The 14,133-nt window shown below is 67.7% G+C and carries 11 protein-coding genes; 4 read left to right on the top strand and 7 right to left on the bottom strand.

Features of this window, described 5'->3' with window-relative positions:
• Positions 1–8: 8 nt before the first annotated feature.
• From IAG39_RS24480 to IAG39_RS24470, 3 genes are read right to left on the bottom strand one after another with little or no spacing between them, the layout of a single operon-like run.
• Positions 9–776, bottom strand: a complete 768-nt coding sequence (locus tag IAG39_RS24480; RefSeq protein ID WP_118931893.1) for a polysaccharide deacetylase family protein — start codon at positions 774–776, stop codon at positions 9–11.
• Complete coding sequence (locus tag IAG39_RS24475) at positions 773–1,657, bottom strand: polysaccharide deacetylase family protein (protein ID WP_118931892.1); 885 nt, start codon at positions 1,655–1,657, stop codon at positions 773–775. The genes IAG39_RS24480 and IAG39_RS24475 overlap by 4 nt, the downstream gene beginning before the upstream one ends.
• Positions 1,657–2,670, bottom strand: coding sequence for a Bug family tripartite tricarboxylate transporter substrate binding protein (locus tag IAG39_RS24470; protein ID WP_118931891.1), 1,014 nt, complete (start codon positions 2,668–2,670; stop codon positions 1,657–1,659). The genes IAG39_RS24475 and IAG39_RS24470 overlap by 1 nt, the downstream gene beginning before the upstream one ends.
• A gap of 259 nt (positions 2,671–2,929) precedes the next feature.
• Between IAG39_RS24470 and IAG39_RS24465 the strand changes: the two genes are divergently transcribed.
• Positions 2,930–3,700, top strand: a complete 771-nt coding sequence (locus tag IAG39_RS24465; protein ID WP_118931890.1) for an IclR family transcriptional regulator — start codon at positions 2,930–2,932, stop codon at positions 3,698–3,700.
• 46 nt (positions 3,701–3,746) lie between these two features.
• Here IAG39_RS24465 and IAG39_RS24460 read toward each other — a convergent pair whose 3' ends face one another.
• Genes IAG39_RS24460 through IAG39_RS24450 form a run of 3 tightly spaced genes read right to left on the bottom strand, consistent with a single transcriptional unit; the run spans position 3,747 to position 9,561 of the window.
• On the bottom strand, positions 3,747–5,192 hold the full coding sequence (locus IAG39_RS24460; protein WP_118931889.1) for an efflux transporter outer membrane subunit: 1,446 nt from the start codon (positions 5,190–5,192) through the stop codon (positions 3,747–3,749).
• Positions 5,193–5,194: 2 nt separating this feature from the next.
• Positions 5,195–8,368: an efflux RND transporter permease subunit gene (locus tag IAG39_RS24455; protein ID WP_118931888.1), complete on the bottom strand. Its 3,174-nt coding sequence runs from the start codon at positions 8,366–8,368 to the stop codon at positions 5,195–5,197.
• The gene (locus tag IAG39_RS24450; RefSeq protein ID WP_059375006.1) at positions 8,365–9,561 is read right to left on the bottom strand and encodes an efflux RND transporter periplasmic adaptor subunit; all 1,197 of its coding nucleotides are present in this window, start codon (positions 9,559–9,561) and stop codon (positions 8,365–8,367) included. The genes IAG39_RS24455 and IAG39_RS24450 overlap by 4 nt, the downstream gene beginning before the upstream one ends.
• Before the next feature lie 130 nt (positions 9,562–9,691).
• Between IAG39_RS24450 and IAG39_RS24445 the strand changes: the two genes are divergently transcribed.
• Complete coding sequence (locus tag IAG39_RS24445; RefSeq protein WP_059375005.1) at positions 9,692–10,315, top strand: TetR/AcrR family transcriptional regulator; 624 nt, start codon at positions 9,692–9,694, stop codon at positions 10,313–10,315.
• An 18-nt stretch (positions 10,316–10,333) separates the two neighbouring features.
• Here IAG39_RS24445 and IAG39_RS24440 read toward each other — a convergent pair whose 3' ends face one another.
• Positions 10,334–10,714, bottom strand: coding sequence for a VOC family protein (locus IAG39_RS24440; protein ID WP_059375003.1), 381 nt, complete (start codon positions 10,712–10,714; stop codon positions 10,334–10,336).
• Between the two features lie 143 nt (positions 10,715–10,857).
• Between IAG39_RS24440 and IAG39_RS24435 the strand changes: the two genes are divergently transcribed.
• Entirely contained in the window at positions 10,858–12,828 is a 1,971-nt protein-coding gene (locus IAG39_RS24435) for a BCCT family transporter (protein ID WP_059375000.1), read from the top strand.
• A gap of 177 nt (positions 12,829–13,005) precedes the next feature.
• The gene (locus IAG39_RS24430) at positions 13,006–14,133 is read left to right on the top strand and encodes an efflux RND transporter periplasmic adaptor subunit (RefSeq protein WP_118931887.1); all 1,128 of its coding nucleotides are present in this window, start codon (positions 13,006–13,008) and stop codon (positions 14,131–14,133) included.

The following is a 14,133-nucleotide window of genomic DNA, read 5'->3' as shown; positions in this document are numbered from 1 at the left end:
TCCTGCGTTCAGCGCGTATGGAGGGAGGCGGCGGCCAATTCGGCGCAGGTCTTGAAGCTGGCGCCCGCGGCGCGGAAGCGCTCCAGCAGTTGCTCGACTTTCAGCAGCCTGGCCGCGCGGCCCACGCCGTTGTCGGCGCGCGGATGCAAGGTCAGGCAGGCATAGCCATCGGCCGCGAGCAGCGCGTCGCCTTGTTCCACCCAGTGCGCGTAGGCGCGGTCCTGCGTCACGCGGCGGCTGAAATGGGTGGCGTCGCACAGGCCTTCGCTCCAGGGCAGCTCCAGCATGCCGGGGCCGCCGTCGGCGTCCAGGGCGTAGGGGGCGTCGTCGTCGATTGCGCTGCTGTCGTAGCGATAGCCGAGCCGGTGCAGCAGCGGTACGGTGCTGGCGGTAAACGCGCTGGCATAGCGAAAGCCCTGCGGGGGGGCGCCGGTCAGTTCGGCCAGCCGGTCGCGGGCCCGTTCCAGCACTTCGCCTTCGCGCTCGCCCAGCGCGGGCAGGTCTTCGTAGGCATTGCCTTGCGAGGCTGCCTCGTGACCGTCGCGCAGGCTTTGATCCAGCAGGTCGCGGCAGCGTTCGGCTTCGAACACCGGCCAGAACAGCGTGGCGCGGATGTCCTGGCGGCGCAGCATGTCCAGCACGCGCGCCAGGCCGCCGCCGTAGGTATAGCGGCCATGCGCGTCGCGGCCGTGCAGCGAGGCTTCCGGCTGGGTCGCGGCTTCGGGGCCGGTGCCCTGCACATTGAGGGTGACCAGTACGGTTTTGTCGGCGCTCATGCGCTTCTCCAGGCGTCGGGGCGGGCAAGGCAGTGGCGCGCCAGCGCTTCCAGCGTCATGACGTGCACATCGGGTTGGGCGGCCAGATAGGCCAGGAAGCGGTCCAGCGCCGCGGCGCGGGCCGGCGTGCCGGAACCGCCGGCAGCCTTGGGGTGCACGGTCAGATGCACATAGCCTTCGGCCTGGCGCAGCGCCTCGAATTCCTGCACCCAGTTGTCATACGCTTCCGCCGCGAGGCTGTGGCCCGAAAAGTAAAACGGATAGTCGTCCAGCGAGACCGTGTTGTTCGGCAGCATGATGAAATCCGCCGTGTCCGCCGGCAGGTAGGGACGGTCCTGGTCCTTTTCGCTGGCGTCGTAGCAATAGCCCAGGCGTCGCAGCGCGGGCAGGGTCCGATGGCTCTTGCGGCCCGAAGGCGAACACCAGCCCGCCGGCGTTACGCCCAGCTCGCGCTGGATGATGCGATGGGTTTTCTCCAGCAGCGCGGGCTCGTCATCGCCCAGGTCCCAGGCTTCGTGCAGATAGCCGTGGGCGGCGATCTCGTGGCCTGCCTCCAGGATGCGGTGGAAGGTCGCCGGATAGTGCTCGACGTCGTAGCCGCAGGCGAAGAACGTGGCAGGCATGCCGTGGCGCGCCAGGATCTCCAGGTGCCGCGCCACGCCGCGGCGGATGGCATAGCGGCCCGCGGTATGGGGACCGGCCGGGAACTGCTTGCGGCCGACCTCGACGGCGGGGCCGTCGACGTGGACGGTGACGCAAACCACCGCGCGCACCGGCGCGGCGCCCGCGACGCGCAGGCCCTGCGCGCGCAGTTCGCGGTCCAGCGGCAGCCAGGGATTGGCGCTGGCGTCCAAGGGGACGCCGTAGGGTATGCGTTGCATCAGGTGGCCTTGATGTCGGCGTTCTTGATCAGCGTGCGCCACTTCTCGCTCTCAGTCGCGACGAAACGGCTCAGTTCTTGCGGGGTGCTGCCGTGCAGCTCCAGTCCGTTCTGCGTCAACTGCTCCAGGGCGGGCTGCTTGAGCGCGCTTTGCACGGCGCCATTGAGCGTCTGGATGATGGCGGCGGACGTGCCCGCGGGCGCGAACACGCCGTTCCAGCCTATGGCCTGATAGCCGGGAAAGCCCGATTCCGCCACGGTCGGCACGTCGGGCAGCGCCTGCGCGCGCTGCGCCGAGGTCACGGCCAGCGGGCGCGACTTGCCGCCGCGGATGAATTGCTGCTGGTTGATCACCACGTCCATCAGGATCGGAAACTGCCCGCCCAGGAAGTCGTTGACCGCGGCCGCCGCGCCCTTGTACGGCACGCCGGGCAGGTCCAGGCCGGCCGTGGCCTTGAGTAGTTCCATGGCCAGGTGGGCAGAGCTGCCGTTCTGCGTGATGCCATAGAAGTACTTGCCCGGATTGGCCTTGATGAGCGCGACCAGCTCCTGCAGCGTGCGCGCCGGAAACGACGGGTGCACCACCAGCACGTTGTTGTAGTAGCAGACCATGGACACCGGTTCGAAGTCTTTGACCGGGTCGTAGCCGATGTTCTGGTACAGGCTCTGGTTCACCGTGTGCGTGCCGGTGGAGCCCAGCGCGATGGTGTAGCCGTCCGGCGCCGAACGGGCGGCCTGCTGGGTGCCGATGTTGCCCGCGGCGCCGCCCTTGTTGATCACGACCACGCTTTGCTTGAGCGCCTCGCCTATGCCCTGGGCCAGCGGACGCGCCACCAGGTCGGTGCCGCCGCCGGCCGGGAAGGGCACGATGAACTGGATGGCGCGTTCGGCCGGATAGCCGGCTGCCCAGGCGCGGCCGGGCCGCGCCTGGGCAGCGCTGGCCAAGGTGGCGGCCGAGGCCCCCAGGAAATGCCGGCGGCTGATGCCGCCCTTGGTGCTGCAAGACTGCTTCATGGATTTTCCCCTGATGTTTTCCGCAGGTTCAGTGGCGTGTTGGACGTCAATCTGCCCATTGCTTGAATATCATTATTCGATAAAAAATAATTCAATCCAATTAGTTTTTATCTATAAATGATAAAAAATAGGAAAACGATAGTTTGAGTCTTGAGCTTGGGCTGGGTGCGATAGGCTGCGCCAATGACACAGGCGCGCCGCACGCACCCCTGTGATACGCTGCGCCCGATCCCGCGTTGTTCCCCGCCCCACGACCGCCATGTCCACCCTGAAGCGAGCCCTAGCGATACTTGACCTCTTCAGTCTCGAAACCCCGGTGCTGTCGGCGGAAGAGATCATTTCGCGCCTGTCGTATTCGGCGCCCACGGGCTACCGCTACATCCGCGACCTGACGGACCTGGGCTATCTGCTGCGGGTGACGGGCGAAGGCTACAAGCTGGGGCCGCGCATCATCGAACTGGACCACCTCATCATCGACGGCGATCCGGTGCTGGGAGTGGCGCGCCCGATCATGCGCGAGGTGGTGGACCAGGTGGGCGGCGACGTATTGCTCAGCGTGATCCACGGCCTGCGCATCCTGAACATCCACCACGAGCGCGGTCCAGACGAACTGGGCATTCCGCACGGCCGCGGCCGCGCCCATCCGCTGTTCCGCGGCGCCACGGCCAAGATCATCGTCGCGTTCCTGCCGCGCAAGGACCAGCGCCGCCTGTACGAAGCCCATGCGGACGAGATCCGCGACCTGGGCCTGGGCGCGACGCAGGCCGAATTCACCGGCAAGCTGGACCAGATCCGGGTGCAGGGCTTTTATCTGGGAGTGGGCGAGATCTCGCCGGAGCGGGCGGGCATCGCGGTGCCGGTGTTCCAGGAGGACCGCCGCGTGTTCGGCGCGCTGACCGTCACCTTTCTTGCGGCCCGGCTCAACACCATCGCGCAGGACAAGACCACGGCCTTGCTGCAGTCGGCCGCCCGCCGCATCGAATCGCTGGCGCTGGCCACGCGCATGAAGGAACAAGCCCCCGCGCCGTGAGCGCGAGGGCTTGCGTGCGGGCCTGCGGCGATCTTGGCTGGATGCGCTATTGCTGCGCGGCGCGGGCCGGCGACCCCATGGCCTGAAACAACGCCGCCGTTTCGGTCAGGCGCGCATTGGCGTACTCGATCTCGCGCAGGCGGGCCGCCACGTAATGCTGTTCCGCGGCGTATTCGGTATAAGGCGCCAGCGCGCCCAGCCGCACGCGGCTGGCGGTGTTGCGGTAGGACTGTTCGGCCGAGCGGCGCGAGGCTTCGGCGGAGGCCAGCGCCTGCCCGTCGGCATCCAACCGCGACAGCGTGTCGGCCACGTCGCGGAAGGCGGTCAGCACGGTCTGCTTGTATTGCAGCAGCGCGGCTTCGTAGCGTTCCTTGGCCGCGCTGCGTTCGGCCAGCAGCGCGCCGCCATGGAAGATGGGTTGCGTGAGCGTAGCGCCAACCGCCCAGATGGCGCCGGCGCCCGACATCGCCGCGGGCCAATTGAAGCCGCTCTTGCCCATGGACGCGGACAAGGACAGGCTGGGGAACAACTGCGCGGTGGCCAGGCCCACGTCGGCCGCGGCGGCTTGCACCACCGCATCCGCGAACAGGATGTCCGGGCGCGCAGCCAGCAGTTCGGACGGCACCACCACCGGCACTTGCTGCGGCACGGCCAGCATGCTGAAGGCGAGATCGGGTGGGGCCTGGTCTGGGTTGCGGCCCAGCAGCACCGCCAGCGCATGGCGCGTCGCATGCCAGCGCGCGCGCAGGCCGGGCAGGGACGCTTCCAGCGTGGCGGCATCCTGGTCCGCGTCCAGCGCGTCGTTCTGCGAGGCCGAACCCAGTTCGTAGCGGCGCTGCGTGTCGCGCGCCACCTGTCGCGCCAGCACGACCTGCTTTTCCGTCAACGCCACGCGTTCGGCCAGTGCGGCGGCAGTGATGGCGCCGGTGACGATATTGCTGGCGAGCGAACGGCGGGCGGATTCCAGCTGGAAGGCCTGCTGCTCGACCTGGGCCGCGAGCGAGGCGTTGGCAAAGCGCGCCGCGCCGAACAGGTCCAGGTCGTACTTGGCGTGGATCTGGCCGGTGAAGACGTTGTACTGCGCGGTCGGTTCGTGCAGGTTCGGCATGGTCAGCGCGCGCCGGCGGGAGGCGTCGGCGCCCGCGTCCACCGAAGGCAGCAGCGACGAATTCACCTGGCCGCGCAGCTGTTCGCGCGCGCCGGCCAGGTTGCGTTCGGCGGCGGCGAGGTCCGGGCTGTTGGTCAGGCCTTCGGCCACCAGCGCGTTCAGCGCCTCTGATTCATAACGCTTCCACCATTCGGGCACGGGCCGCGCGCCTTGTTCGAAGCGCTGCGCCACGCCCTGGGCGGCGGCGCTTGCGGCGGGCGTGGCCTCGACGCCGTATTGCGCCGGTTGCGCGACCGCGGGCGGCTTGCTGCTGGGCGCGAAGGCGCAAGCACCCAAGGCCAGCGTCAGGGGCAGGGCGGCCAGGCGCAAGGAAAGTCGGTTCATCGTCATGCTCCCCGTTCCACCGTGTCGCCGGCGTTGGCGCCCGGCGGCACGCCTTCGGGTTCGTCGCGCTCGTCGTGGCGGACGCGGAACCACGCGGCATACAGGGCCGGCAGGAAGAACAGCGTCAGCACGGTGGCGATGGTGATGCCGCCCATCAGGGCGGTGGCCATGGGGCCGAAGAAGTTGCTGCGCAAAAGCGGGATCAGGGCCAGCACGGCGGCCGCGGCCGTCAGGGTAATCGGGCGGAAACGGCGCACGGTGGCGCCGACGATGGCGTCCACGCGCTTGTGGCCGGCGCCAATGTCCTGTTCGATCTGGTCCACCAGGATGACCGAGTTGCGCATGATGATGCCGAACATGGCGATCACGCCCAGCATGGCGACGAAGCCGAAGGGCTTGCCGAACAGCAGCAGCGCCGCGACCACGCCTATCAGTCCCAGCGGCGCGGTCAGCACCACCATCAGCACGCGGGCAAAGCTTTGCAGCTGCAGCATCAGCAGGGTCAGCACGGCCACCGCCATCAGCGGCATCTGGGCGTTGATCGAGGACTGGCCCTTGGCGCTTTCCTCCACCGGGCCGCCCACCTCGACGCGGTAGCCGACGGGCAGTCCGGCGCGCAGGGCGTTGAGCTTGGCGTCGATGGCGCGGGTGACGTCGATGCCTTGCGCGCCAGCGGCGACGTCCGCTTGCACCGTGATGGTGGGCTGGCGGTCGCGTTCCCAGATGACGCCGTACTCCAGGTCATAGCGCACGTGGCCCAGGCTGCCCAGCGGCACCGCGCCGTTGGGCGTGGGCATGGCCAGGGTGCTCAGGCGCGCGGGGTCGATCCGCTCTTCCTGCGGCGCGCGCAGGCTCACGGTGATCAGCTTGTCGCGTTCGCGGTATTGCGTGACCGCGTAGCCCGACAGCGTCATGGCCAGGAAGTCCGAGATGTCGCTGGAACTGACGCCCAGCTCGCGCGCCTTCTGCTGGTCGATCTCGAAGCGCACCGAACGTTCGGACGGCTCGTCCCAGTCGAACTGCACATTGGTCGAACGCGGATCGGCGCGGACTTCGGCTGCCACCTGTTCGGCCACCGCGCGCACGTCGGCGATCTTGTCGCCGCTGACGCGGAACTGCACCTGGAAGCCCACGGGCGGGCCGTTCTCCAGGCGCGACAGGCGGCTGCGGATGGCCGGGAACTGCTCGCGCAGCACGGGCTGCAGCCATTGCGCGAGCTTCTCGCGGTCCTCGACCGAATGCGTGGTGATGACCAGCTGGGCGAAGTTCGGGGTGGCGAGCTGTTGGTCCAGCGGCAGATAGAAGCGCGGCGCGCCGGTGCCGACGAAGCTGACCGAGTGGTCGATTTCCGGACGGCCTTCCAGCGTCTTTTCCAGCCGCTCGACCTGGCGCAGCGTGGCCGCGAACGACGCGCCTTCCTGCAGGCGCACGTCCACCAGCAGTTCGCTGCGGTCGGAGCTCGGGAAGAACTGTTGCGGCACGAAGCGGAAGCAGGCCATGGCAGCCACGAAGACCAGCGCCGTGGCGCCCAGCACCAGGTAGCGGCGGTCCACGCACCAGCCCACCCAGCCGCGCAGGCGCTGGTAGAAGCGGGTGTTGTAGATATCGTGTTCGTGGTCGTCGGGCAGATGGGCTTCGCGTTTGCGCTCGGGCAGCAGGCGGTAGCCCAGCAGCGGGATCAGCACCACGGCGGCGAACCAGGAGGTGATCAGCGCGATGGCGGACACCTGGAAGATGGAACGGGTGTATTCGCCCGTGCTGGACTTGGCCAGCGCGATCGGCAGGAAGCCCGCCACCGTGACCAGGGTGCCGGTCAGCATGGGGAAGGCGGTGCTGGTGTAGGCGAATGCGGCGGCGCGCGCGCGGCTCCAGCCCTGTTCGAGCTTCACTGCCATCATTTCGACCGCGATGATGGCGTCGTCCACCAGCAGGCCCAGCGCCAGCACCAGCGTACCCAGGGATACCTTGTGCAGGCCGATGCCGAACATGTCCATGAACAGCGCCGTGACCGCCAGCACCACCGGGATCGAGATGACCACGACCATGCCGGTGCGCAAGCCCAGCGACACCAGGCTCACGGCCAGCACGATGGCCACGGCTTCGGCCACGGAGCGCAGGAAGTCGTCGACCGAATGCGATACCGCCTTGGGCATGCTGGAGACTTCCTTCAGCGTCAGCCCGGCGGGTAGCTGGGCCTGGAGTTCTTCGAACTTGGCGCTCAAAGCCTTGCCCAGATGGACCACGTCGCGCCCCGGCTGCATGGTGATGCCTATGCCCAGCACGGAGCTGCCGCCCAGCCGCATCTGTTCGACGGCCGGGTCTTGGTAGCCGCGGCGGATGGTGGCGATGTCACCCAACCGGATAGATTTGCCGTTGACCCGGATCAGCGTCTCGGCCAGGACGCGGCTGTTGGCGTACTGGCCACTGGGCCGCACGAAGACGCGGTCGTCGGCGGTGGTCAACGTGCCCGCGCTCGTCACGGCGTTCTGGCTGTTGATGGCCTGGGCGATCTGCTGGGCCGACACGCCCAGTCGCGTGAGCTGGGTGTTGGAGATCTCGACGTAGATGTGCTCGGGCTGGTCGCCGAAGTAGTCCACCTTGGCCACGCCAGGCACGCGCAGCAGCACGGTGCGCAGCCGGTCGGCGTAGTCGTGCAGCTGGGCGGGCGAAAAGCCGTCGCCCTGCAGCGTGTAGATGTTGGTGTAGACGTCGCCGAATTCATCGTTGAAGAAGGGGCCTTGCACGCCCGGGGGCAGCGTGGCCGAGATGTCGCCGACCTTCTTGCGCACCTGGTACCACTGCTCGGCCACGGCGCTGGCGGGCGCGGAGTCCTTCATGGTGTAGAAGATCAGCGACTCGCCCGGCCGCGAATAGCTGCGCATGAAGTCCGTGTTGGGGGCTTCCTGCAGCTTCTTGCCGATGCGGTCGGTGATCTGTTCCTGCACCTGCTGCGCGGTGGCGCCGGGCCACAGCGTCTTGATGACCATGACGCGGAAGGTGAAGGGCGGATCTTCCGATTGCGCCAGCTTCGAGTACGACAGCACGCCGAACAGCGTGATCAGCGTGATGATGAAGACGACCAGCGGCTGGTGCCGCAGCGCCCAGGCCGACAGGTTGAAGCGGCCTTCCTCGTGGCGATGCGCCTGGGTCGCAGCGTCCTGCTGCGGGCCGCTCATGAGGCGAAATCCTCGGGATGCAGCGGCGGCACGGCGCGGACTTTCTCGCCGGCGGCCACCGTGTGCACGCCTTGCCAGACCACGCGTTCGCCGGCCTGCAAGCCCTTGGACAGGGTGACGGTGCGGGCGTCGTAGCGCAGCACCTGGACGCGGCGCAGCTCCAGCGTGTCGGCGTCCGGCTTGACGATCCACACGGCGGGCGCGGGGCCGTCATGGAACAGCGCGGTGGCCGGCACCGTGTAGGTCGTCAGGCTTTCGCCTGAGCGGTTGTCGAAGCTGATGTTGGCCGTCATGCCCAGGCGCACCTCCGGGGTCGGGGATTCCAGCGTGAGCTTGGCGCGATAGGTGCGGCTTTGCGGATCCGCGGCCGGCGCGATCTCGCGCAGCACCGCGGAAAACGTCTGGCCGGGCAGGGGGCCGAGCGTGACGCTGGCGCGCTGGCCGATGGCCAGGCCCGCCAGCACGCTTTCCGGTACGTCGCAGATGGCATCGATGTCGCCGGACCAGGCCAGGTTGTAGACCGGCTCGCCGGCGGCCACGTTCTGTCCGGTGTCCGCCTGTTCCGCGGTGATGACGCCAGCATGGTCGGCCTGCAGCGTGGTGTATTTGAGCTGGTCGGCCGCCAATGCCGCCTGCTGTTGCGCCTGGTCGCGCTGCGCCAATGCCGTGGCGTAGTCGTTGCGGGTTTGCTCCAGCTGGGTCGCAGCGATCAGGTTTTCGCGGGCCTGGGCGCGGTCGCGGTCCAGCTGCTGGCGCGCATAGTCCAGCTGGTGCTGGGCCGCCGACAACTGCGCGCGGGCGCTGGCCGCGTTCTTGGCGGCGTCGGCCGGATCCAGCTTCGCGACGATCTGCCCGGGGGTGACGGCATCGCCCAGCCGGACCTGGCGCTCGATGATCTTGCCGCCCACGCGGAACGACAGCGGCGTGCTGTAGCGCGCTTGCACTTCGCCAGGCAGCGTCCAGGCCGGCAAGCGTTCATCGGCCTGGGCCGGCATGGCGACCACCGGACGCGGCGCGGGCGGGGGCGCCTCGTTGCGGCCGCAGGCGGCCAGCAACAAGGCGAGGGCGGCTGCGCCCGGCAGCGACAACAGGCGCGGCCAACGGCGGGAACGGGTGGAGGGCGAAAGCGGCGCCGCGGGGGCGGCCGCGGCGGAGCGCGCGGCAAGGCGCGCGGCAGGGCCAGGGCAAGTCACGTAACACCTCGCGGCGCGGAAATTCGGGAATAAGGGCCGGTTCCGGCCCGATACGGCCTGGATTCTAATACAGGTATGAATTCAGATTCAATGATGAATTTGAAATACGCCTCAGTGCTAAACTCGCGCCATGTCAAAAGTCCGCCTTACGCGAGAGCAAAGCCGTGATCAGACGCGCCAGCGTCTGCTCGACGCTGCGCAATCGATTTTTGTAGCGAAAGGGTTTGTGGCGACCAGCGTGGAGGACATCGCCGAACAGGCGGGCTACACGCGCGGGGCCTTCTATTCCAATTTCAGCAGCAAGTCCGAACTGTTCCTGCAACTGCTCAGACGCGACCACGAAAGCGTCATGAACGAGATGCGCGCCATCTTCGAGGACGGGTCGTCGCGCCCGCAGATGGAAGCGCGCGTGCTCGAGCACTACTCCACGCACTTTCGCCAGAACGACTGTTTCCTGCTGTGGATGGAAGGCAAGCTGCAGGCGGTCCGCGACCCTGAATTCCGCGAAGGCTTTCTGGCCTGTATGCGGGAATTGCGCGCAGCCGTCACGGACTACGTGCAGCAGTTTTCGGCCCGGGTCGGCACGCCGCTACGCATGCCGCCGGAGCAAATGGCGCTGGGCCTGCTGGCCCTGTCGGACGGCATGCAGTTCAGCTATGCCTTCGATCCGCAGGCCGTCACGCCGGAAATGACCGAGGCCGTGCTGGCCGGTTTCTTCCGCAGCGTGGTCTTCGGCGAACCGAAGACCGAGTAAGGCGGCCGGTCCCCGGCCTCAGGCCAGCAATTCCGAGATTTCGATGAGGTTCAGGTCCGGATCCCGCAGGTAGACCGAGCGGATCTTGCCGGTCGCGCCGGTGCGCGGCACCGGGCCTTCGATGATCCGGGCGCCTTCGCGGTTCAGATGCGCGATCACCTCTTCCAGCGGACGGTCGGCGATGAAGCACAGGTCCAGCGCGCCCGGCACGGGCAGGTGGGCCTTGGGTTCGAACTCATGGCCGCGCACGTGCAGGTTGATCTTCTGGTTGCCGAAGCGCAGCGCCTGGCGGTTCTCTCCGAAGGTCTCCAGGCGCATGCCCAGGATCCGGGTATAGAAGTCCACCGTGGCGGCGGGGTCGGTGCAGGTCAGGACCAGATGGTCCAGGTGATCGATCATGGATATCTCTCCTCTGGCCGGCCCGGCTTGAGGTTACTGATTGTCAGACGGCCTTAGGCCGTGATAGTAATACTTGCGGCGCGCGCCGGACTGAGGGGGACGCGCGCTGGAATTTCCAACCCTCGGGCGAAAGGAGCGGCAGCATGACTTCAGAAACCCGACCATCCACCATCAATCGTCCCGTGTTTTTTCCGGCGGCCGTGTTCACGCTGCTGCTGGTGGGATTCGCGATCCTGGCGCCCAAGGTCGCGCAAGGCCTGTTCGAGTCCATGCAGGGCTGGATCCTGGGCAACGCCAGCTGGTTCTACATCCTGGTTGTGGCCATCATCCTGATTGCGGTGGTGTTCCTGGCGGTCAGCCGGTACGGCGACATCAAGCTGGGGCCCGACCACAGCGAACCCGATTACCGCAACTTCACCTGGTTTGCGATGCTGTTCTCCGCGGGCATGGGGATCGGCCTGATGTTCTTCGGCGTGGCCGAGCCCGTGATGCACTTCATCGCGCCGCCGGTGGGCGAAGGCGGCACCGCCCTCGCGGCGCGCGAATCCATGAAGATCACGTTCTTCCACTGGGGGCTGCATGCCTGGGCCATCTACGCGGTGGTGGCGCTGATTCTGGCTTTCTTCAGCTATCGGCACGGGCTGCCGCTGACCTTGCGTTCGGCGCTGTATCCGCTGATCGGCAACCGCATCCACGGGCCTATCGGGCATGCGGTCGACATCTTCGCCATCATCGGCACGGTGCTGGGCGTGGCCACTTCGCTGGGCCTGGGCGTGGCGCAGATCAACAGCGGCCTGAACCACCTGTTCGGCATTCCGGTGGGCGTGACCACGCAGATCATCCTGGTCATCGTCACCTGCGGTCTGGCGACCCTGTCGGTGGCCAGCGGCCTGGACAAGGGCATCCGCATCCTGTCCGAGACCAATCTGGTGCTGGCGGCGGTGCTGCTGCTGTTCGTGCTGGTGGTCGGCCCCACGGTGTTCCTGTTCCAGACCTTCGTGCAGAACACGGGCGCTTACCTGTCCGATATCGTCAACAAGACCTTCAACCTCTACGCCTATGAACCGACCGACTGGATCGGCGGCTGGACGCTGTTCTACTGGGGCTGGTGGATTGCCTGGTCGCCCTTCGTGGGCCTGTTCATCGCGCGCATTTCGCGCGGCCGCACCATCCGCGAATTCGTCACCGGCGTGCTGCTGGTGCCGGCCGGCTTCACGCTGTTCTGGATGACGGTGTTCGGCGATACCGCCATCCACATGATCCTGGTCGACAAGGTGCAGGGCCTGGCGGAAGTGGTGCAGGCCGATTCTTCCCTTGCGCTGTTCGCCTTCCTGGAACAATTGCCCTGGAGCGGGGTGCTGTCCGTCGTCGCCATCGCGATGGTGGCGGTGTTCTTCGTCACCTCGGCCGACTCGGGCGCGCTGGTGGTCGACCTGCTGGCTTCCGGCGGCTCGGACCGCACGCCCGTGTGGCAACGCATCTTCTGGTCGGTGCTGATGGGGGCGGTGGCGATCGCGCTGCTGCTGGCCGACGGCCTGACAGCGTTGCAGACCGCTACCATCGCCAGCGCGCTGCCTTTCTCCATCATTTTGCTGCTGTCGCTGTGGGGCCTGTTCAAGGCGCTCAAGCTGGACGCGACCAAGCGCGGCATCCGCTATCAGTCGCTGACGCTGTCGCGCCCGGCGCGCGGCGGACAGTCTTGGGAGCGGCGGCTGCGCAACATGGTCATGATGCCGCGCCGCGCCCATGTGCAGCGCTTCATCGGCGACGTGGTGCGCCCCGCATTGGAAGACGTGGCGGATGAACTGCGCAAGCAGGGCTATCAAGTGGAAGTGCGCGAACACGGCAACGATGAGGGCGTGATCATGGAAGTCTCCCATGGCGAACACCTGGACTTCTCCTACGCCGTGCAGCCGGAGGCCTTCGTACGCCCCAGCCTCACGCCCGAGGAAGCGGCCGATGAGGAAGAGCGCAAGTACTTCCGCGCCGAGGTCCACCTGCGTGAAGGGGGGCAGGATTACGACATCATGGGCTGGAGCCGCGATGCCGTTATCGGCGACATCCTGGACCAGTACGAACGCCACCGCCACTATCTGCACATGGTGCGGACCTAGCCGCGCCGTACCCCGCGAAACCGCCAGCTTGCTGGCGGTTTTTTTATGCCCACACGCCCCGCAGGGGCTTGCACGCCATAGTCCGCCGCTATGCCGGGGATTGGATTAACCCTTTTGACGAAATGCCCGATATCGTGGATTATCCAAGAACATTCTTTGATAAATAGCGAGTCAATCATGAAGGCGAAATCAGGAGCGTGGGCGGCCGGGGTCGTGGCGCTGGCGCTGGCGGGCGGCGGGCTGTACTGGAAGTACGGCGGCGCGCAGCAAAAGGGCGGCTGGGCCATGGCGCCGGCCAAGGTCGCGGTGGCCGCCGCGCGGCAGGCGGACTTCCCGGTCACGCTGAGCGGCATCGGCTCGCTGGAGGCCGCGCGCCAGGTGCAGGTCGCGGCCGAAGTGGACGGCCGGGTCGACCGTATCCTGTTCGCCTCGGGCGCGCAGGTCCAGGCCGGCCAGTTGCTGGTGCAGTTGAACGACGCGCCCGAGCAGGGCGAACTGGCCCGCTTGCAGGCCCAGGCGCGCAATGCGCGCGCCTTGCTGGATCGCACCCGCCGCCTGCTGCCGCAGCAGGCCGCCACGCGCGAACAGCTGGACCAGGCGCAGGCCGACTACGACCAGGCCGCGGGCGACATCAAGCGGGTGCAGGCGCTGATCGAGCAAAAGCGCGTCAAGGCGCCGTTTGACGGCGTGCTGGGCGTGCGCCGCGTGAACCTGGGGCAATTCGCCCGCGCCGGCGATCCGCTGGTATCGCTGACCGACGCTTCCGCCATGTATGCCAACATCACCCTGCCCGAGCAGGCCATGGGTGCGTTGCGCGCGGGCCTGCCGGTGGCGGTGACTGTCGACGCCCATGCGGGCCGCGTCTTCGAAGGCCAGATCAGCACCGTGGAGCCGCAGGTGGATGCGGGATCGCGCACCGTGCGCGTGCAGGCGACCCTGCCCAACGCCGACCGCGCGCTCGCGGCCGGCATGTACGCCCAGGGCCAGATCGGCCTGCCGGCGCGCCCCGGCGTGATCACCGTGCCGGAAACTGCGGTCAGCTACAGCGCCTATGGCGATTCCGTCTACGTGCTGAACCCGCCCAAGGCGGGCGAGGCGTCCACCGGCACGACGGTCCGGCAGGCCTACGTGAAGACGGCCGAGCGCGTGCGCGGCCGCGTGGTCGTGACCGAAGGCCTGCAGGCGGGCGACCAGGTCGTGACCTCGGGCCAGCTGCGCCTGCACAACGGCGCGGCGGTCGAGGTCAGCGCCCAGGACACCGTGGCGCTGGACGCCGCGCAGCAGACCGTGGCGCAAGTCCGGTGA

Source organism: Achromobacter xylosoxidans (assembly GCF_014490035.1).
GTDB lineage: Bacteria > Pseudomonadota > Gammaproteobacteria > Burkholderiales > Burkholderiaceae_B > Achromobacter > Achromobacter bronchisepticus_A.
The sequence above is the reverse complement of the archived record's forward strand: the minus strand, read 5'-3'. Positions and strand labels throughout refer to the sequence as shown.